The 21971-nt window shown below is 59.0% G+C and carries 13 protein-coding genes; 4 read left to right on the top strand and 9 right to left on the bottom strand.

What is annotated here, in order from left to right; all coding sequences use genetic code 11:
- The first annotated feature begins 24 nt into the window (after positions 1-24).
- Entirely contained in the window at positions 25-1494 is a 1470-nt protein-coding gene (locus IVA98_RS20795) for a lipopolysaccharide biosynthesis protein (protein WP_247355448.1), read from the top strand.
- Here IVA98_RS20795 and IVA98_RS20790 read toward each other — a convergent pair.
- The 7 genes from IVA98_RS20790 to IVA98_RS20760 form a co-directional block, all read right to left on the bottom strand.
- Positions 1481-6718 (bottom strand): Ig-like domain-containing protein, encoded by a 5238-nt coding sequence (locus IVA98_RS20790; RefSeq protein ID WP_247355447.1) that lies wholly within the window; start codon positions 6716-6718, stop codon positions 1481-1483. The genes IVA98_RS20795 and IVA98_RS20790 overlap by 14 nt on opposite strands.
- Positions 6719-6948: 230 nt before the next feature.
- A complete protein-coding gene (locus tag IVA98_RS20785) occupies positions 6949-8733 on the bottom strand; it encodes an ABC transporter ATP-binding protein (RefSeq protein WP_247355446.1) in 1785 nt (594 codons plus the stop codon).
- A gap of 59 nt (positions 8734-8792) precedes the next feature.
- Positions 8793-9788, bottom strand: coding sequence for a glycosyltransferase family 2 protein (locus tag IVA98_RS20780; protein ID WP_247355445.1), 996 nt, complete (start codon positions 9786-9788; stop codon positions 8793-8795).
- Entirely contained in the window at positions 9785-12715 is a 2931-nt protein-coding gene (locus IVA98_RS20775; RefSeq protein ID WP_247355444.1) for a trifunctional glycosyltransferase/class I SAM-dependent methyltransferase/polysaccharide deacetylase, read from the bottom strand. Before IVA98_RS20775 ends, IVA98_RS20780 begins: the two co-directional genes overlap by 4 nt.
- Positions 12712-13830, bottom strand: a complete 1119-nt coding sequence (locus tag IVA98_RS20770; RefSeq protein WP_247355443.1) for a glycosyltransferase family 2 protein — start codon at positions 13828-13830, stop codon at positions 12712-12714. The genes IVA98_RS20775 and IVA98_RS20770 overlap by 4 nt, the downstream gene beginning before the upstream one ends.
- A 38-nt stretch (positions 13831-13868) precedes the next feature.
- On the bottom strand, positions 13869-14867 hold the full coding sequence (galE, locus tag IVA98_RS20765; protein ID WP_247355442.1) for a UDP-glucose 4-epimerase GalE: 999 nt from the start codon (positions 14865-14867) through the stop codon (positions 13869-13871).
- A 292-nt stretch (positions 14868-15159) separates the two neighbouring features.
- A complete protein-coding gene (locus IVA98_RS20760) occupies positions 15160-15546 on the bottom strand; it encodes a hypothetical protein (protein WP_247355441.1) in 387 nt (128 codons plus the stop codon).
- 247 nt (positions 15547-15793) lie between these two features.
- On the opposite strand from IVA98_RS20760, the gene IVA98_RS20755 reads away from it, so the two are divergent.
- Positions 15794-16792: a glycosyltransferase family 2 protein gene (locus tag IVA98_RS20755; protein WP_247305570.1), complete on the top strand. Its 999-nt coding sequence runs from the start codon at positions 15794-15796 to the stop codon at positions 16790-16792.
- On the opposite strand, the gene IVA98_RS20750 is transcribed toward IVA98_RS20755, so the two are convergent.
- Positions 16781-17977 (bottom strand): glycosyltransferase, encoded by a 1197-nt coding sequence (locus IVA98_RS20750; RefSeq protein WP_247355440.1) that lies wholly within the window; start codon positions 17975-17977, stop codon positions 16781-16783. The genes IVA98_RS20755 and IVA98_RS20750 overlap by 12 nt on opposite strands.
- Before the next feature lie 108 nt (positions 17978-18085).
- Here IVA98_RS20750 and IVA98_RS20745 point away from each other — a divergent pair, with 108 nt between their 5' ends.
- Positions 18086-19135: a glycosyltransferase family 2 protein gene (locus IVA98_RS20745; protein ID WP_247355439.1), complete on the top strand. Its 1050-nt coding sequence runs from the start codon at positions 18086-18088 to the stop codon at positions 19133-19135.
- A gap of 58 nt (positions 19136-19193) precedes the next feature.
- On the opposite strand, the gene IVA98_RS20740 is transcribed toward IVA98_RS20745, so the two are convergent.
- Positions 19194-20012 (bottom strand): glycosyltransferase family 25 protein, encoded by an 819-nt coding sequence (locus tag IVA98_RS20740; protein WP_247355438.1) that lies wholly within the window; start codon positions 20010-20012, stop codon positions 19194-19196.
- A gap of 249 nt (positions 20013-20261) precedes the next feature.
- On the opposite strand from IVA98_RS20740, the gene IVA98_RS20735 reads away from it, so the two are divergent.
- On the top strand, positions 20262-21971 hold the full coding sequence (locus IVA98_RS20735) for a putative Ig domain-containing protein (protein ID WP_247355437.1): 1710 nt from the start codon (positions 20262-20264) through the stop codon (positions 21969-21971).

Below are 21971 nucleotides of genomic sequence, written 5' to 3'. Positions count from 1 at the left end.
GTTTGAGATCGCAGGGTGAGCTCGTTGGACAAAGACAGCAAGTCACGGGCCGTAACCAACATCCTCATAACGGGCGGATCCCAGGCCTGGAAACTCTCGGCCGGTTTTGTCTTGACGATATTCTCGACGCGAAATCTTGCCCCGTCCGACTTCGGCGTGCTGGCCATGTCTGCGACCGCTGCAACGTTCCTCGGACTCCTCAAGGACGTCGGCCTTGGACAGGCCATCATTCAACGCACGGAGATCGCCAAGGGTCAGATCGATGCGCTGTTCTGGCTGTCGGTGCTCGCTTCCGCGGCATCTGCTCTCGTTCTGGCGTTGAGCGCGCATCCGGTTGCGCTGTTTTACGACGATACGAGGCTTCAACAGCTCATGATCGCAATTGCCGGCCTAAGCTTCATTGCCGGCCTTGCGACCGTTCCGGCGGCGCTACTTGCCAGAGAGTCCCGGTTCAAGGCTCTGGCAATCCTGGATGTCGCCGCGACAACCGCTTCCGTTGTCGCGGGGATCGTCGCCGTAATCATCTTGAGAGACTATTGGGCACTTTATCTGTCCACGCTCGTTCTCACGCTCATTTCGACAGTCGGGATCTGGGCCTATTCTGGCTATCGCCCTGGATATCCCCATCTGGACAGCGAGACGCGACACATGGCGCGATTTGGCCTGCACGTGTCAGGGTTCAATCTGGTCAACTATCTCTCGAGAAATGCGGACAACATTCTCATCGGCAAATTTCGAGGCGGCGACGAACTCGGACTGTACGATCGGGCCTATAAGCTGTTGCTGCTGCCGATCGTCCAATTACATAACCCCATCGGCCAGGTGATTGTCCCGCTGCTTTCGCGACTTCGTTTCGATAAGGAGAGATATCTGAGCACCTACAACGATGCCCTGTCCATGGTTATGCTCATATGTCAGCCGGGCATCGTCTTCGCCATCCTGCTCTCGGAGCCGCTCTTCAGAGTTCTCCTCGGCGAGCATTGGGTGGGTGCAGCCCCGATTTTTTCCTGGCTTGGCGTTGCGGGCTTGATCCAGGTCGCGACCGCGACGGCAGCTTGGTTGTTCCTCAGTGAAGGCCGTGGCCAGGAGTATTTCAGGCTCGGCGTTTGGACCGCCCTGATCAACGTGACCTCATTCGTCGCCGGTCTTCCCTGGGGCGCGCTTGGAATCGCCGCAGCGTATACGCTGGTGAACTGCACCGTCGTGCTGCCGCTTTATGCGATATCGATCGGTCGTCATGGCCCTGTGACGGCAAGGAACCTGATCAAGACGACTGTCCCGCATTGGATCGGTTGTGCCGTTGCGGCGACCGTCACAAGGATTTCGATCATCTCATTGCTGGATGGAAACTCATTCGCTGGGCTGGTTACGCTGCTGGCGCTTGCCTATGCATCATATCTCCTCGCCATGTCCTTCTTCGCGCAGAAACGGGCACTTGCGAAACGCGTATTGCGCAACGTCTTTCGAAAGGCAAAGACCTTCAGCGAACGATGAAGCCATGCAATTCCGCCAGATGAATATCGACCGGGGCGACCGCGTGAACGGCGTCGACCTGATGAAAGCCTGAATCAACATCTGGGGAAGTGATCGCCGCGAGGAGCACTGCCTTGGCAGATTCGCGAGACGCCTCGTTGACCAAGTCATATGCATTGGAGGTAGCGGACTGCTCGAACACGAACCCGCCATCTTCCAGGCCCGCGAGGCCGACGGCCGGTGCGGTCGCAGGAGGCTGTAACGAGGCAACCGCCGACAAATCAACGCTGGTTTTCGGAGGATCGATCACCAGCGTGCCGCCCATTCCGTCGCTCGAGAGGTTGAAGGTCGATCTGGTGTAGTCACCAACAAGCGAAATATTTGCCGTGTGATTCTGGGCATCGACCACGGTCAACGTACCGCCGGCTGTGTTGCCGGAAAAGGACGCCGACGTCCCCGCTCCGTACGCGATGTCCTTCAGATCGATATGGTTGGAATTGAACGCGGTGCCGTCACCCGTCAGACCGATGAGCGTTCCCGTAAATTGCGACGCGTGGTCCAACACCAGATTGCCGGTCGACGTCTTGAAGGTGATCGACCCCGAAGCGGCGCCGGACAGTTCGAGCGTGGCGCCGGGGTCGACCGTCGCGGCCTGTGACATATTGCCCAGATTCAATACGACATTTCCGGAGATCTTGAGGATGGTCGATGACGTATTGATTACACCATCGCCATTGAGATCCTGATAAAAAGTCGTCTCGACCGCTTTAAGAGCAGGGTCGATTGGGGACACCTTGTTCAGGAGGTTCGATACATAGTTGCCATTGCTGTCCGTGGTCCACACACAGAGTTCGCCGGTGGCCGGAATCTTCCAGGCCACATCATAGCCGCTGGTCGTTTGCTCCACACCCACCGGCGTCCAAGCGCCGAACTGTCCCGACACAACCGCTACGCCACCGTACTTCAAGGTCGGCCCCACGCCGCTGGTCATCGCGTCGAGCAAGTAATTCGAGCCGACCAGAACCAGGCTGGTTGAGCCGGACGCCTCGATTGTCGTGCCTGAAACCTTCTGGGGCGTTGGTGGAAGACCAATCAGGCCATCACCGTTGAGATCCTGGTGAAAGAGGGTCTCGCTCGACTCAAGAGCCGGGTCGGTGCCGGACACCTTGTTCAGATAGTTGGATACGAAATTGCCGTTGCTGTCGGTGCTCCAGACCGCGAACTGACCGGTCGAGGGGATCTTCCACGCGACGAGATAGCCGTTCGACGACGCTTCCGCAGCTACTGGCACCCACGAGCCAAGCTGCCCCGCGACAACCGCCGTTCCGCCATTCTTCAAGATCACCGATGAGCTGGCCGTCGAAAGGTAGAAGTTACTTCCCGACTTGATAAGCGATGTCGTTCCGGCCGCTTCGATCACCGTACCGACGGCGGAGCTGAAAGCATTCGAAACCTGGCTCAAATTTCCGGCGATGTCGGTGGCAGTGGCGGTGAAGCTGTGTTGCCCTGCCGTGAGCGATCCGGTGGTGACGCTCCAGGCCCCGCTCGTCGCCGCAACGCCCGTGCCGAGCAAGGACGAGCCCTCGTACAGCCGGACAGTGCTTCCGGCTTCTGCCGTGCCGGACACGATTATTGCGCTAGAAGCTCCAGGTGCGCCCGAGGTCAGGATAGGTGCAACCGGGGCACGCGTATCGACCGTGACGTTCAACGCACCGGAGGAAGCGCTGACGTTGTCGGCGGCGTCGGCAGTCTTGCCGGTAAACGTGTGATTACCGTCCGCCAACGTTGCGGTGGCAAAGGACCATGCTCCGCTGGTATCGGCGATCGCGGTTCCGATCATCGTCGCGCCGTCGAAGACCTGCACCGTGCTCCCGGCGTCCGCGGTTCCAGTCAAATTCACGTGGTTGACATTGGTGACGCCATCGCCGGCAACGTTGCTGTCTGGCGAGAACGACGCGAGCTTGGGCACGTTCGGGGCGACCGTATCGATGGTGACATTCACCCCGGCTGAGAGCGCGGTGAGATTGCCGACACCGTCCATCGCTGCGGCGGCAAAGGTGTGGCCGCCTTCGGCCAGCAATGCGGTCGCCATGCTCCAGCTACCATTGCCATCGGCTATCGCCGTGCCGATCTGAGTTGTCCCGTCGAAAACCTTGACGGTTACACCTGCCTGCGCGCGACCCGTGAGGACCAGATGATTTGTATTGATCAGGCCCGATACGATCGAGCCGCTGTCGTTGGCCGCCGAGATCGTCGGCACGGCGATAGACGTCATCGCCATCGGCGAATTCGTCGCGGAAACGAATGAATAGTCGGCCGACGTCAAGCTGGTGACGCCCGCAATGCGCAGCGTATCTGCTCCACCCGCGTAGCGAACGGTCCACACGTCTTTCACATGGGTCAAATAGGCGCCGCTGTCGTAACCTTTCAGAATCAGCTTGTCGTGTTCGGCGGTCGCGCTCGTGAAGACGTGGAAATCCGCGATCGTATCGTTGCCGCTGCCTGCAGAGTGAATGAACGTATCGTTCCCGGATCCTCCAGAGAGCCAGTCATTCCCGCCGGCGCCATCCAGGACGTCGTCACCGCTCGAGCCGACCATACGGTTTGCCAATTGGTTACCGACGCCCGCGAGCCCGCCCATCATCAACGTCAGGTTTTCGACGTTCGCCGTCAGCGTGTACGACGTCCACGCCTCCACGCTGTCAATGCCGCCGCCGGGATTCTCGACGATTTTCTGGTTCGCGCTTCCGATGACGTAGGTATCGTCGCCGTTCCCCCCGACGAGCGTGTCATCGCTATTGACCGCCGAGAGCTTGTCGTTCGCCGCGGTGCCGTACACCATGCGGCTGCTCGCCTTCCCGCTAATCCATGACGTGATCGTCCCGCCGACCGGGAGCGTTGCTGGCAATTGGAAATCGTCGCTGGTGAATACCGAGACCGTCGTGTTGCGGAACACCAAGGTGTCCTGGCTGGTCAACTTCAGATAGACGTCGCTTCCGACCTGGGTCATCGCCGCCTGCACGTCGGCGAATGAGGTGAAGGCAAAGCCGTTGAGCTGGACGACGTCGTGAGCGGCGCCCGATCCCGGAGAAAAGTCGGTGATGATGTCCGAACCATCGCCGGAGTTGAATACGAAAGTATCCATACCGCCGCCGCCGGTCAGGATATCATTGCCGAGCCCGCCGGTGATCACGTTAGACGCGGAATTTCCGATGATGATGTTGGATTGAATATTTCCGGTGGCGTTGATGGCCGCCGAACCGGTGAGCGTCAGATTCTCGACGTAGCTCGAAAGCGTATACGTCACCGAGGAGTTTACCGTGTCGATGCCTCCGCCATAGGCCTCGACAATCTTCGCACCGGAATCGGTCACGACATAAGTGTCATCGCCGGCGCCGCCAGTCATGACATCCGCGCCTCCTGCACCAGCGATCAGGTCATTGCCGGACGTGCCGGTCAGCGTGTCTACAGCTGCGCTTCCCACGATCGTGTTGGTCGACCCGCCACTCGTGAGCAGGGTGTAGTTCGCAAGCGTGTACTCCGGCAATTGATAGGCTTTGATTGAATCGATGGTCATCGTCGCCGTCGATCCTGGAGCGGCGTTGCCCGGCCAGCTCCCGCCCATCGCTAGGTTGGCGATCATGTACATCGCCGTATTCATGTCGGCGGGCGTGGCCTGCTGCGCGACCTCCTTCCCGTCCACGAAAAACGTCTGGTCGTAGGGCGTCCATTTGAGCGCAAACGTGTGTTCTCCGGTGGTCAGGTTGGCCGTATTGGCCCAACCCCCATTCGTCGCGGGCGCGTAAGGTGAGTGAATGGCCCAATGCGCCTGGTCAGGATCCTGACCAAATGCTTCGAGCACATCGATTTCCGTGTTGAGATTATTGGCAGTGCTGGGCAGCATCCAGAACGCCGGCCACGCGCCGCTTGTGCTGGGCAGCGTGGCCGTCATCTCGAAATAGCCGTAGGTCTGGGTAAAGCTGTTCTGGGTCGAAATCATGCCCGACGAGAAAATGGCGCTGCCTGTATAAGGCGTGGCGCTCGCAGGCAAGGGCTGTGCCGTGATGACAAGGTGGCCGTCCTGAATGGAGAACGGATTGAGCCCAAGCGACGTTGACGCCTGAGTTGCCGGCAGCCCGGAAAAGCTGGGATCGACATACACTTCCTGTTCGCCGGCCAGCCCGTAGCCTGCCGCTCCGCTCCAGGCATAACTCGTGCGCCAGGTCAGGCTGGGATCCTGCCCCGCGGACAGCGTGTTGAAGTCGTCGTTGAAGGTCTGGACCAATCCGGTCAGGGGACTGACGATGTTTATATTGCCGGCCGTGAGATTCTGGAGGCTGGTGTTTTCAAGCGTTATCGTTTCGCCGCCAGCGATTGTCAGGACAAGGTCGGTGCCCACCTGCTTCATGGCCGCCGTGACATCGGCGAACGTCTTGAAGCCGGTGTTGTTGAGCTGCAGGATGTCCCCGCCCGCACCCGCCTGAAAGTCGGTGAGGATGTCGTTGCCGTTGCCCGCTCTCACGACAAAGGTGTCGCGACCGGCCCCACCGGTCAGCACATCGTTCCCCCGTCCGCCGTCGATCATGTTGTCGCCGGCATTGCCGACAATGATGTTGTTGAGATCATTGCCGGTGGCGGGAGACGGAACGCTATCTGTCAGGACAAGGTTTTCGACGTTCGGCGCATTGACAAGGCTGTATCCGTTGATGTTCCAGACGCGGATCGTATCGATGCCCTCTCCGGCCTGCTCGACGACCTTAGTGCTGTGGTCATAGACATAGTAGGTGTCGTCCCCTGCTCCGCCGATCAGCGTGACGCCCGTGCCGCCGGCCTCCATGCCATCATTTGTCGCTCCGGTCGCCAGCGTGCCGCCCGCAGGGACGGTACCCGCCCAATTCCATGCCGTTCCGCTCGCTGGCAGCGGATTGTCCAGCGCGACATTGCTTGCAACCAAGATCGAAAGCGCGACATTCTGCAGCGTCAGAGTTTCGGTCGACGACAGCGTTACAACTGTATCGGAGCCCACTTGGGTGGCCGCTGCCAGGAAACTGGCGAACGTCGCAAAGCCGTAGTTCTGCAATCGCAACACATCGCCGCCGAAGCCCCCCTGAAAATCAGTGACGGTATCGGAGCCATAGCCCTTCGAGACGACGAAAGTATCGCTGCCTGCTCCTCCGGTCAGAACATCATTTCCGGTACCGCCAAACAGAACGTCAGCACCGGCGCTTCCAGTGATAATGGTCATGATGGATTGCGTGCTCCTTTTAGGTGGCACACAACTATGCACGCGTTCAAAAGAGCCTTATGGATTCGACGCAATTTGACGCATGCCGAGAGAATCAGCTGATGGCTGGAGATTTCTGCGGAGACACCGTAATGCTACGGGCTCATGTGAAGTCCGCGCTGCTTGCATCAAGCAGGCTCAGTGCAGGGCCCGTCATTCATTGGGCGAGCGCCGAACACGCTAGGTTCCGATTATGGAACCGTATTCCGCATCCGATAAGTGAGCACATCATCTTGCGAAGTTCCTGTTACGCACGCTCCTCGACTCGCCAGGACCTTCGCGGGAGGGCCCTCAGCGCGAACCCGGCCGTTTTCAATGCACACCACGTGGTCCGCATCACGCACTGAATCCAGGCGATGTGTTATCAGCAACAAGGTTCGGTTCTTGAATTGTAGCTGGATCGCGCGTCGGATGCTGTCCTCGAGTGTCAGATCGAGCGCGCTCATCGCTTCGTCGAGGATGAGGAACTTCGGATTGCGCACAATCGCTCGTGCAAGACCAAGACGCTGCCGCTGACCGCCCGAGAAGCGCAGGCCATGCTGTCCTATCCAGGTGTCGTATTTGTCCGGTAAGGCCTCAACGACCTCTGAAATGCCCGCGACCCGCAGCGCCTGCCGAACCTCTTCCTCGGAAGCGTCGTTCTTGGCCATCCGAACGTTCTCGATCACCGTGCCTTCGACCAGGTCGACATCCTGGCCCGCAATCGCGAGCATGCCGAGCCAATCGGTTCGACGAACGTCTTCGATGGATCGCCCATCAACCCGTATGACACCCTCGTTGGCCGAATAGAGTCGCAACAACAGATTTACGATCGTGGTCTTGCCCGCTCCACTGGCTCCGATGAGCGCAGTGGTCTTCCCCGCAGGAATGTCAAACGAAGCATCCAAAAGAGCGGGCTCGGTGCCGGCATCATAGCGGAATGTCACGTTGCGAAATGAGATGCCGTTCTCCAGTTTAGCCACGGCAACGTGCCCGGCGTTCGGGTACTCCTTGTCATCTATCGACAGCATATGTCTGATGGACCGAAGCTGCGGCTCGATCTGCGCCATATACAGCAAGTTCCCTTCCAGATCTCGCATATGCGGCTGCAATCGATAGAGCAACGCGACCGCGGTCAGGCTCGTCGCGAAGCCGATTCCCAATAAATCAGCGAACGCGACGACGAGAAACAGCACGACAAGATACCCCACCTCCGTCAGAGGCGAGACCAGGGCGGATAGGCGCGCAAGGCGCAGCGCGACTTGTCGGGCCTGCGTCGAAGCCTGCTCGAAGCGTTTCTGGTGAATCTCCTCTTGGCCATACGCGCGGATCGTGCGCATACCCTGGAGTGTCATCAGCATATGCTCACCCAGCTTTTGATGAACCAGCTTTACGCCGGCACCCAACTGCTGCATGGGCAACGAAAGATGGCGCAATCCGGCCGATACAATCATCAAGGCGACGAGGGCGAGGACCGTGACCTTGATCGAGAGCGCCAACAGAAAGGACGCGAAGAGAAAAACCGAACACGAACTCACGATAATGCGGGTAAGACTGGCGTATGCTCCGGAGATCACCCAAGTCTCGGTTCCCAACACCTCCATGAGATATGCTTCATCATGGCGTTGGAAAAACGAATACGAAGTTGACAGATACTGCAGATGGACACGGTTGCGCGCGATTTCATTGATCTTCTCTCCAACACGCGCACTGATTAGTGTGTTGATAAAGGAAAGGGCACCGCGAGCAATGATGAGAAGGAGCAGCACGACAGCAGTTTCGGTCGAGCTGTGAAACCAGTTCGCCGCATATCGGAGCGCTTCGCCTAGGAGGCCACTGGTCGACGTTGCAAGTTCCACCTGACCCATGGCGAAATAGAAGAACAGGAGCACGAGAGTAATCCCGACCGTCTCCGCCAACGATGTCGCGAGGCCAAGCACAATCAGCGCGGGCGTCACCCAACCGGGCAGTGGAGCAAGCTTGAGCAGCTTGAACAATTCGACCAATGCAGCGTGGCGAGCAGCTCTCGGTCTTCGTATGTTGTTCGCGTGCTTTGTCATAGCGATTGAGTTGGATCGCCGATGGCAAACAACGACGCCGAAGGTCGAACCGCCCTGCGACGCTGATGACGCCATTTCCACCGGATTTCCGAGACGGTATCACGCGGCACATCGTGCGCGGCGACCCTGAGCGCGAGCAAGGGATTCCGCTTGAAAAGGAGTCCAAAGATTGAAGCGAAGTACCACAACTGACCGCCCGTCAGAGCTCTCCGAAGCAGCCAACGCGCATAGTTTCTGAGGCCCAGGTCTAGGAGCGCCGTGCGCTCAGGGTATCGCGTCATGATCTCATCCGCGACCAGCATCCACGACCGGAACATTCGGGTCTTGTTGCTTGACATGTTGTTCGGGAGGTACCGATAGCCAATCTGATACTTGGGCACGACCGCGAAGTGGTACGCCTCCGCGACACGGCAATAGAACAGCAGATCTTCGCAGCCTTCTGCCCCCGATGCCCTGAGTCCGCTCTCGAAACCCTTTGCAGCTATGAGGGCTTCCCGGCGGACCAGCGCCGAGCTGCCGTTGCCGATGAAATTTCCCTGACAGAGATAGTCTAGCACCTCGCCCGCATGAAAGACGGGATCGGACCTGGCACTTACGCGACTATCGGCATCGATCCAGTCATACCAGCTGTAGACAAGACCGGTCCGCTCTCCTGCATCAAGCAAGGCTTGAAGCTGTTGCTCAATCTTGCGGGGCGTCCAGAGATCATCGGCATCAATGAACGCGACGAAGTCCGCGCGCGCCACCTGCCAGCCCGCATTCCGGGCGGCCGCGACCCCCGCATTACGCTGTTCTATAATTGTTATTCGCGAATCCTGAGCCGTATGCAGCTGGACAACTGCGACCGTGTTGTCTGTGGAGCCGTCGTCCACGACAATGATTTCCAGCTCCCGGTGCGACTGGGATCTGACGCTGCGAAGCGTCTCGTCGATCGTTGCACTGGCGTTGAAGGCGGGAATAACCACGCTGACCAGGAGCGCCCCCGTATTCATTGGTACTGCTCCAGGCAACGAGCGAATGTGTCCAACGTAAAATCGCCTCTGACCTCAATTCGCGGCAGATTCAACAGATTGTCCTTCAGTGTTACGGCCCGTCCGACCGTGTTGAACAGAGTTTTGTAACCACATTCGGCGGCGAGAATTTCAAGCCGCTGATCGGTAGAGCCAAAAGGCGCGGCAAGCGACGTTATCGATCGCCCAAGCCACTGTTCCAACTGGGCGCGAGATCGCGTCAATTCCTCGGCGAGAGTCCGGGTCGCAAGTTGCTCGCTGCGCGGGTGGCTCGCCAAATGGCTGCCAAAGGATATGCCCTCGGCGGCAAGCGCAGCGATCCTCGTCGGCCCAAGCAGCGAATCGGGCTCTCCAAACGGAGCATCCCACTCCGCCCGCTTTCCCACGAAATCGGTCGCAACGAAGACTTCTGCCGAGAAGTCGTTTGCTTGCAGGATCGGCCATGCATGCTCGGCAAAATCGTCGTACCCATCGTCAAAGGTGATCAGCACCGGCCTGCCGACGAACGGATGATTGCTTGCCAGGAACCAGGCGAGCTGATCCGAGTTGATCGTGTGATAGCCATTGCGGCGAAGCCACAGCATCTGTTGCCGGAACGCATCGGGAGACAGGCGGTAGCGCGCCAGTTCACCTGGTCCTTCGACCGCAACTCGGTGGTACATCAGGACCGGAGCGTGCGTGCGTCTTTCGGATTGGGTGACGTCAAACCTGCGCGCCACAGCCCCACCCCACACGATGGACCGCGCAACCTCGACCTCAATCGGCGCCTCGATAGCCGCGTATTTCACCTGTATGTCAGGGGCGGCTTCGCCCGGGAGTAACCGCCTGAACCGATCGATACGGTACAGTTCCGTCTCGATCGATGTCTCCAGGGCGAGTCCGGGTACGCCCTGGATAATCCGCGTGATGGTCTCCGCCCCAAACGGGCTCTCCCAGTCGAGCCCCGTTCGCGACATGTTGTCCTTCAGCACAAAGGTATGGGCCGCCACAAGGTAACCGCCAGGACGCAGCGCCTGCACGAGTCGCCTCGCGACCGATTCTAGTTCGGCCTCGTCATTAAGGTAGTAAAGAACCTCGGAGCAGACGATCAGGTCGACGTCCTGTGGGAGCGGATCGGCGGATAAATCCAATTGAGAGAATTCGATGTTCTGACGCCCATTGCATCGGACACGAGCGCGACCGAGCGCCTTGGTTGAAATATCGGCGGCACACAGGCGTCTGACCCTGCGGGCCAATTGGCGCGTGAAGTGTCCTTCCGCGCACGCGAGCTCGAGCGCACGATCTATTGGCTGGTCTGGCAGAAGCTCGAGCTGCCGAGTGTACTTTTCCTGTTCATACGACGAACGGTAGTTCCAGGGATCCTCTTGCTCGAAGAACTCCTCCCAAAATTGCTTGCGTGCGGTGTCTCGAGATCGCCTGGCACATCGCATAGGAATGCTGGAAGCGGAGATGCCTGAGATGGCTCGCGACCGCGCCTCACATGAAGCCCGCGAGGCCAACTCGCGTAGCCGCCCCCGGTGAGTATCTCGGCCGTCTCGCACGAAAGTTTGAAGTCGTTCGGTCCGCTTGTGGAGTGCGATTTTTGCCCGAACCAGCCTTCCGATCTGGTCTTTGACCTGCAAGTGAACGAGGCCATCGGCGGCCAGCGCGATCCAGAAGCGGCTGTCTACAGTGCCGAGGGCACCAATATCGAGCAGCGTCAGGATGCGAGGCCCGTCACAGAGATAGACGTACAATCGATCAATAGTCCCGATCGGCCTGATGGTGCCGATACGGCGAAGGTCAACGCGCGTGCCGAACGTCAACGTGAGGACCCTGGGCGCTGAAAGATCGTCATAGTCGAGCACTTTCCGCTCGAAGCGGTATTGGCACTTTCGCCCTGCCGCCGGATCGTTCCACGCGCGACCGATCGCTGAAATGAGGTTGGTTACGCCCTCCCCGTATTGCGGCCACCGTTCCGCCAGCTTGGCGGGTACCGTTCTTGCCCCGACCATCACGGCATCGAGCAGAACAGCGGCAATGAAGTCCGCCGCTGTCTCGGTCTTTGGAATGTTGCTCAGCGTTTCCAGCGTTGGATCGCTGGCATTCCTGCGGCCGCAATCAAATCCGGCACACCAGAGCATGAAATACGCATACGCTGCCTCGGCGCTGCCATATGCAGTTGACGCTCCCGCCCTATGTTCGGGTGCCGGCTCGCTGACGCGGTCATCACTCGAAAATCCGCGGGCAATGACCACCCGCGCGTCGGCCAGCATCCGTTTGACATCTTGCGTCAGTGAACGGTCGCTTGTCCGGTAATAGCTCAATTTCTCGTCGACATGGATCCACCTGCCGCCGCAGCGTGCGATCCGTTGCCACAGGTCCCAATCTTCGCACGTGCGGAGGCTGGTCTCAAAGCCACCGACCTTTGCAACAGCGCTCTTTAGGACAAGCACGCCATGGATGAACGTGGCACACGTCCGAGCGAAACGCTCGAACGCGTTGTCCTGGATAGCCGGATCGCAGCGGGCGGGAGTTTCGCTGCCGTCAGGCATAACCCGGCAACAGTTGCAATAGGCGGCTACCGCCGAAGGATCCAGATCCAGCGCAGCATTCATCCGGGCAAGGAAGGACCGATCAATCCAATCGTCACTATCAAGGAACAGTATTCGTTTGCCGCGCGCGCCTGCAATCCCCTTGTTGCGGGCACCTGAAGCGCCTCCTCCGCCAGACTGCAGAACACGAAAGCGGGAATCCCGCGCCGCATATTCAGCAACGATCGCGGCCGTGGCATCGATCGAACCGTCATCCACGACAAGTGCCTCCCAGTCAGGCGCGCTCTGCGCGAGCAGGCTGTCAAGCGTTTCAGCAATGGTCTCTGCAGCATCACGTGCGGCGATCACGACGGACGTACGCGGATGGGCCGTCATCTGCGAAGCCTTCGGCGATGATAGAACAGCAATCCGGCGAGATATCCGGTCACCTCCTCCTTCAGGAAGCGGTCGCGAATGCTGTCTCCTTCCATTACTTTCCGGAGCAGCCGAGAGAGGTACCAACGCGGCTTGTGATAGTAGGCCAGACGCCGGTTCGCCGAGATCCCCGTTCGCTCATACTGCACCAGAAGCGCTGCCGCATGACCACGCATGTAGTGATAGATCTGGCTGGCCAGGCCGTCCATCGTCCTGCGGTGAAAATGGAATGCGACCGACGCCGGAGTATAACGACAGGTGTAGCCGCCCGCGAGCAATCGATACCAGTATTCCGAGTCTCCCGAGCAGCCGGCCTGACCGACGTCCAGTCGCTCATCGAAAAGTCCGACGGCCTGAAACACCTCGCGCCGGAATGCCATGCTTGCTCCGGCGCCGATGTCCCACGCGGGAAGGACCCGACCGCGATGCGATCGGAAGGCTGCGCTGTCGTAATCCTGTTCGCGATAGCCTTTGTTAAATCCCCAATACGTCTCGAAGTGCCGTTGCGCTTCGGTCGCGAGCTCGGCCGGAAGCACCAGTCCCGTCACCGCACCGATCTGGGGAGAGTCAAACGCACATGTCAGTTGCTCCAGCCAACCCGGGTGAAGCAGCACATCGTCGTCCGTATAGGCGACAATATCTCCGGTCGCCTGGAGCGCGCCGGCATTGCGAGCAATATCCAGACCGGGTCGATCCTCGCGAATATAAGTTGCTGCCGCGGCCAACGCGACATCCCGCGTCCGCCGATCGCGCGATGCATTGTCCACCACAATGATTTCTCTTGGGGGATGGGTCTGCCTCGGCAGCGACGACAAGCATTTGCTCAGCTCGTCCGGACGGTCGCGCGTGCAGATCACCACGCTCGCCGAGAGTCTCACTTCTGTCGGAGTTCGCACCTTGGAGTCGACGGCTGACAGAAACCCGTCGTCGATGTGATCGATCCTGGCGTCCGCAATTTGGCCTTCATGCATCAGCACATGGCCGATCGGCTGGTTGGCGCGCCAGAACACCGTCATGCCATCGCTCAACGTCGTTTCCGCAACATCGGACGCCGACGTCACGGAGACATGCGTCACGCCCCTTCCCAATCCAATTCCTGCGAATGGGGTATCGATCATCTTCGTGCGAAATATGCCGACGGATTGCTATCGCTCCACCTCAGTGCAGTCTCGATAATGAAATCGATCTCGGATTGCCGCGGGCTCCAACCGAGCTCCCGCTTGGCTTTGGCAAAGGAGGCAACGAGCATGGGCGGGTCCCCCGCGCGGCGTGGGCCGCGGCTGACGACCGGGTCTTTTCCGGAGACACGCTTCACGGCCTCTACTAGTTCGAGCACACTCGTGCCGACCCCCGTACCGAGATTGAAGACATGAGTACCGCCTCGAGCCACCAGCATGTCACCTGCAAGAAGGTGCGCCTGCGCTAGGTCATTGACGTGGATATAGTCCCTGATCGCACTTCCATCCGGCGTCGGAAAGTCCGTTCCCAGAATGGTGAAAGGCCGATCGGGTCGGCGCACCGCTTCGATCGCCAGCGGAATGGCATGCGTCTCCGGTTCGTGGCGCTCACCGAGCTCGCCGTCAGGATCACAGCCCGCCGCGTTGAAATAGCGCAGCGAAACCGACGACATCTCGTACGCACGACCAAAGTCCTCCAGCATACGCTCGATGATCATCTTGGACCAACCATAGGGATTAATCGGCGCCTGCGGATGTGTTTCGTCTATCGGGGTGTGCTTGGGTACTCCGTAACTGGCACACGTGCTGGAAAAGAGCACGCGCAAACAGCCGGCTGCTCGCATTGCCTCCAGGAGGGCAAGCGTTCCTCTCGTGTTATTGTCGTAATAGATGGCCGGATCGGCCACGGATTCGCCGACATAAGCCAGCGCCGCAAAGTGCGCGACGAGGTCGGGCTTGTAGGTTTCCAGCACTGCGCGCACGCCGGCTGAATTGCGAATATCGCACTCGACCAAGGGTCCCCAGCGCACCGCATCGCGCCAGCCCCGGGAAAGATTGTCGAGCGTCACGACGTTCCAGCCCGCCATCGCAAACGCCTTGCAGCAATGCGAGCCGACGTAGCCCGCACCGCCGGTGACCAGAACGGTCTTTTTCATCTCGCCGCGTCCGCGCGCCCCACATCGATCGGAGGTGGGGGACTACCGAGATTTGTCGGACCGGCGACATCGTTACGCGTCTTCATCAACCTTCGCGCCAACAACACTCAACTCCTTGTCACGAAGCACGATCTCGTTCTTGATCTCCAATATTCCAAATTCCAGTCAATTCTTATCTAGCTGGATTGTGGCTTCATTCGTACGATCAATCGGCTGCGCGCAGACGCGTGGAGCTGCCACGCGCAGTTGCAAAGACCCGAAACGGTGCAACACGAGGATTGACGTTGCGAAATTATTGCTTCGCTGCGGTCTCGTCCGCGGGATAGAATCGCGCCTGATGCGCTTCCGATAGAATCTGTCCCGTCGATGACTTCACGAGGGCGGTCCATTCATACAGACCCGGCTTGCAAGGACCAAATGTCCGTATCGTCCCCGGCGGCACAATGCCATTTCCGGGGACCGGAACGTCCTGGCCTCCCATTTCGCGAGTTCCTTGCGCAAGTGTGAGCGTCATCGAAGTGGCACCAGCGGGAATGTTACGCAGACGCATCTCCGGATTTGGGAACAGCGTGATACAGCCGCGCGCCCCGCGCCATGAAAAATCCAACGTCATCGGATCGGCCGATGCAGGATGACACAGCGCCAGCAACAAAGCGGGGGCAGCAACAACAACTCTCACATATCACTCCGGTCAGGTTCGCTTCCGATCTTCGAGCGATCGGGCACGCACTATTCACGATTCACGCAGAATAGATCGCCCATTTTAAGGCACCATCGGTATGCCCCTTTCTGACGACGCATCAAAGAAGCAGTCACGAGTTGGCCATTCTTTTAGCGGACCGTCCACGCCTCCTTTGGCGTGCATCAAGGAACATTCTCGCGCCTGCCAATGGATTGAGCAAACAATGGCAAGTGGCAGCTAAACCGTGTCCAGAAACGTCCTGATCGTCATACCTGTTTTGAACGAGGCTTCCCATATCGAGACCGTTGTCCGCAACCTGGCCCAGGACAATCTCCACGAAGATCGCACAATAGTGGTTGCAGATGGCGGCAGCACCGATGGGACGCCTGACATTGTCCGCCAGCTCGCCAACGAGATTGGCGGCCTCCACCTGTTGCGCAATCCCCAGCGGCTGCAGAGTGCCGGGGTCAATTTAGCCGTACAGGTCTATGGTGCTGCGGCGCAGGTCTTGGTGCGGTGTGACGCCCATTGCGAATATCCGGCGGACTATGTTTCGCGCCTCCTCAAGACCTTGGACGAGCGCCAAGCCGACTCGGTCGTGGTCCCCATGGACTCGCGTGGTGACGGCTGCCTGCAAAAGGCCGTCGCATGGGTCTCGGACACCAAGGTCGGTTCGGGCGGATCGGCACATCGCGGCGGAAAGCAAAGCGGCTTTGTCGATCACGGGCATCATGCGGCGATGACCATCGACGCGTTCCGCAGGGCTGGTGGTTACGACGAGACCTTCGCTCATAATGAAGACGCAGAGTTTGACTGCAGGCTGCGTGCACTCGGCGGCCGGATATTTCTGGATTCGGACATCCGCCTTTCATATCGACCGCGATCGAGATTTCTGAGCCTGGCGAAGCAGTACTTCAACTACGGTCGTGGTCGATCGAGAACGGTGAGACGGCATCCAGGATCGTTGCGACTGCGTCAATTCCTGGTGCCCACTCATGTTGCATTGATGCTGGGCGCCATCGTGCTGGCGCCGGCTGCACCGCTGCTGTTGACATTGCCGGCGGTCTATCTGGCGATACTGGCGCTGACCGCAATGATGATTGCAGTAAAACATCGCTCAATTTGCGGGCTGCTTGCGCTGCCGGCCGCCGTCGTGATGCACTTCGCGTGGGCCCTTGGCTTTTTCTGGGGTATCCTGTGGATCCGCCAGACCACCTGGCAGATGACCCCTTCAGTTTCCTGAGCGCTGCAGAACCTGGGCACTGGCCGGCGTGCCCACGCGCCGGCCAGCCTTCGCATAGGCGGCCTCGGTCAGGCGTGCAATCGAGGTCCACGTCGGCACGGAGTCTCGCAGCTCCAACATTCCTTGACTCTTGCGGTTTCGATAATCAGGGTCGCTGATCAAGCGCTCGAGCGTCCGGGACAATGCGGCGGGATCACCTGGAGGAACGAGCGTCCCCTCTGCCCGATCGCTCAGCCATTCTGAAAACGTTCCAAGGTTCGACGCGACAATCGGACGTCCCGCCGCGATCGCCAGCATCAGCACGCCGGATGCGTCGATATCCCGGTACGGAAAAGCCAGGATGTCGGCGCGCGCAACCAGAAAGGTCACATCATCTTCCGGAACGAAACGCAGGTCGAATTCGACATTATCTTCGAGCTGCAAATCCTTCACCATCGCAAACAGCGGCTCCATCGCCATTTCCGGCCAGCCCACGACCTTCACCACGCAATTCGCCCTGACCTCTCGGGGAAGCAGCGCAAGCGCGCGAAGCATGACGTCGACTCCCTTGTAGGGCTTTATCTTGCCGAACAGGAGTATTTGAACGCGCCCATCTCCGGCCGAGGGCTCGTCGGCCGGTCGGGTGATATGATCCGTCAGCAATCCGTGCGCGATAACGGATATCTTCTCGTCCGGGATACCAACGCGCAGCAGGCGATCGCGTGCAACGGTCGTATGAACGATAAGATGGTCGAAGCAGTGCAGAATGCTGAACGCGCCAATCCGTTGGATCCGCGAGCTCGGATTGTTATTGAACGGATTCGAATCATGAACCGTCAGAACCGTTGGCGCGACCCTTCTGAACATGGGAATGAACTGGCTGTCGACGATCGCCAGCGGTGCCCATTGGAAATGGATCACATCAGGCGGCGTCCTCCTGAAGCGCCTGATCAGCCGTGTCATTGATTCAGCGTGACTGAGGCCCTTCAGCCCCAGCTGCACATTACGTGGAAGTTTCTTGAAAAAGCGCGACTGCAATCCCGGATAAAAATGCCGGTCAAGAAACAGGTCCTCATCAACGGAAGGCTTCTGCCCAATCTGGCGCCCGACAATGCTGGCCGCATGCCCAATATCGGTCAATCCTTTGGCTAATTTAAGATCATATGGCCAAGTAAACAGTGACGGATCGATCAGAGCGATTTTCATGCGATTGCCTCACCAACGATGATTTGCGGACCGTGAAATTACTTCTGGCTCATCAAGGCATGGATTGATAGCTTCTTCTGCCACTTGCAAAATTGTGAGCGACACGCGTTGAAGATCAGCATCGTCATAACAGTCTACAATTACGAACGGTATGTCGGATTGGCAATCGACAGCGCGTTGAATCAGACCCGTCCGGCGGACGAGATCGTCGTCGTCGACGACGGATCGATCGACGGTTCCCGCCAGATCATCACCGGCTATGGTGACAGGATTCGAGCCATATTTCAGGCAAATCAGGGCAACATCGCAGCATTCGAAGTTGGGTATCGCGCAGCGACAGGCGATGTATTGCTGTTCCTTGATGCGGATGACATCCTGATGCCGACGGCGCTCGAAAACGTCGCTGCGCACTGGCGTGAAGGTGTTTCGAAAGTTCAGTTCAATCTGGACATCATCGACGGCGCCGGCAGGCGACTTGGGCGCACGTTTTGTGCGTTTCCTAAATCCTACGCGCCAGACGATGTGCACGCAGAATTTACACGATCGGGAACGTACATCTGGCCAGTCATGTCAGGAAATGCGTACTCCCGAGCGTTTCTTCGACAGGTCGTCCCGCTCAATCCGCCCGTGGGATATGACGGCGCCCTCAATACGATAGCGCCTCTTTACGGAGACGTGGTCACGGTGCAGGAAATCCTGGGGCAATATCGGCTCCATGGCAGAAATATCAGCCGAAATGACGCGAAGGGGCGGGCGCAGCGCTTTCCGGATTTTCCTAGACAGATCGGATTCCGCGTCGCAGAGCTCGATATCCTGAAAGCACATTGCGACAAGAAGTCCATGCACGTGCAAGCGGCAAGGCCGATCGATAACGAGATCGTCTTTGTCAACTATCGCCTCGCGTCGCGTAAATTGGGACTGCGCTATGTTGGGCAGGACGCGGACACGTCGAGTTCACTTCTGCGCCGTGGGATATGGCTTGCGCTGACCACGACAACGGATTGGCGCGCAGCCGCCTCTCATATCGTCTGGTTCACAGGGCTGTTCTTGAGCCCTTCCTGGCTTGCGTACCGGCTGATCATGCTCCGCTTCAACAGGGCAGAACTCCTGCGGCCGCTCGTCAGGTTCGGAAGTGTCATCCGGCGCAAGCCCGCCTGAGTGGGCAACGGCGCAAAGGCAACCCGCCTCGTCAGATCTCGTCCCATGCCCTCGTCGATCACACGCTTTCGATCGTACGAATTGTCTCCGGCATTGGCCCGGAAAGACTGGATGCGCCGGCGAGGCGGGCGCGAATCCGCCTGTCGGACTGGCGAAGACGGAGATTTTCCGTCAGGCGCAGAACATATTCCTTTGATTTCCACGCAAACCGAGCCGCTCTATCGAGCGCAGTAGGCCCGTGAACCGACTCCGCCGCCTTTACGATCGAAGATGTCAGCGTCAGCTCAAGACACGGAAAAGGAAACAAGGCATAATTGTGGAGGCCATTTGCCCAGAAGCGGTCCATCTCCCAGTCGATTGGCCGATGGATCGTTGTCACGCTGTCGATAAATCGACGCGCGGCACGGCCGGAAATCAGATAAGCCTGCGTTCCCATTGGCGCACGCTCAAACCGCACCAATTCCCGCTGATCCAGCCAGGCCACGTGCTTGCACGGCGCCATGTGTCGCCCATACAGCCGGAGATAGCCGATCTCGGCAGCCTTGCAGATGTCAGGAAGCGATCGAAAGCTGAACCCGGCATCGAGGATGACGTCGTCTTCGATCACAAGTGTCCATGAATTGTCGGTGTTTGACGCTGCGAGTTGCGCCATGATGCTCATATGACTCGCTGCGCAGCCGATCTCGGCACGTGAAAGGCCCCTGCCCCAAAAGCGGATGGCCAGCGCCTCATCATATTGCGGGAGCCCCTTGGCGGGCACACGCAGGGCATCAAAGAAGGTCCATGGAATCTCAAGCGACTCCAGATTTGCACGCGCGCGCTCGCGGCGCACGGAACCGGCCAAACTAATCGCCACAATTCTGAGATTGCTGCCCATTGATCGATCAGTCCGACATCTTGATTGGGAACCGTTTTGCACGTGATCTCCAAACGATTACCGCGAACCTGTCTGTGCTGACAAGGACGCGGCACCTGCCCGGCCGCCGCCATGCTGGTGGCCTATTTCACATTTTTGTTTCCTAAAGCACGGCGAAACTCCGCGGCTATACGTTCAGCGGCTATAACCTAAAGCGGTCCGCATTCGGAGCCTTGGATCGAACCAACGGCTCCTCACAGACGTGTGACTATGTACCTCGCGAAAGTCGCGACGGTCTCAGGCAAAGAGGCGCGGATGCCATCAAAGCATCGATTCACCAGCACCGTTGCAGCATTGTTCGTCGCATCATTGGTTGTCAGTGCCTCAGTCCTTTACCTTGCCGCTATCAATGATGGTTTGCGACAGCGCCTGCAGTTCATCCCGCTGTTTAAGGAACGCAGCCAGGTCGTCGGCGGCGCCGTCGTCGGCCAGAATGGCAGTGGGTTGTATGCGGGCTATACCCTGTCGTGGGGTGATGAATTCAACACTCTCGATATCGTGGGTCCGGCAAACCCTCGCGGCAAGTTCTTTCCGACTGGCGCCTATCATCCAGGCATCCGCGGCAATACCACGTCGCTCGGGACAGCTTTTGATGCCGACCCGCTGACCACAGGCTACAAGGACCGAAACCGCGGCGTCGCGGTTGGCTTCGACAATATATCGATCTCCGGCTCGGTGCTGCGCCTCGGAGCGCGCAAGGCAACAGCGCGCGAGCAGGAATTCCTTACGCCGACCGACCGGTCCATCAATGGAGGCGTGCGGCCGCACCTCTCTGCGATGATCCATACCGCCGGGGCGTTTGCATACTACCCGACCGCCAACGCCGTCATCGTCGAGATACGTGGCCGGTTCAGCCCCAGGCTTACAAATCCGGCCGGCTTTCACCCCGCGTTCTGGACCTATTCGGTCGCACCCGTGCTCAATCCAACCGGCAACGAGTGGGATCTGGAGTGCAACTCCCAAGGGATGCACTTCAGTAATATCGTCCATACCTCGGGGGCGATCTCGACCGACAACAGCGCCGGACCATTCGACTATATGGACGGCGCGTTCCACGTCTTCAGCTTTGTCTTTCGAAACGGCGCAAACACCCAACTCTACGTCGATGGCGCCCTTCGATCCCAGTTTGCCGTGGATTCCAATACCAAGAATATGCCCTCATTTGTGCTGTTGACGTCACACGTATTCAACAACACGTTCGCGGGCGAGGCGTATGACGCCGCAGCGTGGGCCAGCTCGGCGACCGGCGCCTATCTCGATGTCGACTGGATCCGCGGCTGGCGGACGACAGGCATCAAGCATTGGAAGCCGCTGGTTTCGGTCGCAGATCTCAATGTCGATTACGACGGCAACGGCAAGATTGTGCTGCCGAGCGCCAAGGCCCTTTGGGGCGATGCGAGCGTTACCGAATTCGTCCAGGTCGTACCCTATGACAGCTCCGAACCGGGTATGACGGAGCAGACGACGTTTACGCAATTCCCAGAAGGAATTTCCTACGATCCGGCGTCGCGCACGATCAAGGCGGACTTCACGGCCGAAGGCAATGCCGGGCGGTCTCATGTCGTCGTTTATGGCTACAAACCTGACGGTTCAACGATGGAGCCCCTGCGATTCTCGATCAATCGCGGCCCGCGCGTGACGACGCGCCCCCTTTCAGCCGCCGCAGGCGACAGCTACCGCCACGATATCTATGGGGAGTGCGATGTCGGAGCCATGATGCCCAAGACCTTGTCCGTCAAAGGACTGCCGCAAGGGCTCGCCTTTGACCGTTCCACCGGACTGATCAATGGCGCTCCAACGGCGACGGGGGCCAGCAACCTGACAATCTCCTGCGCAAACAATGCGGGCCAGACAACAAAGAGAACGACAACGTTCACCGTCCACGCGCACGATCCGGCGAACCGCCCGTACGGAGGATGA

This window comes from Bradyrhizobium sp. 160 (assembly GCF_023073735.1).
Classification (GTDB): Bacteria; Pseudomonadota; Alphaproteobacteria; order Rhizobiales; family Xanthobacteraceae; genus Bradyrhizobium.
The sequence above is the reverse complement of the archived record's forward strand: the minus strand, read 5'-3'. Positions and strand labels throughout refer to the sequence as shown.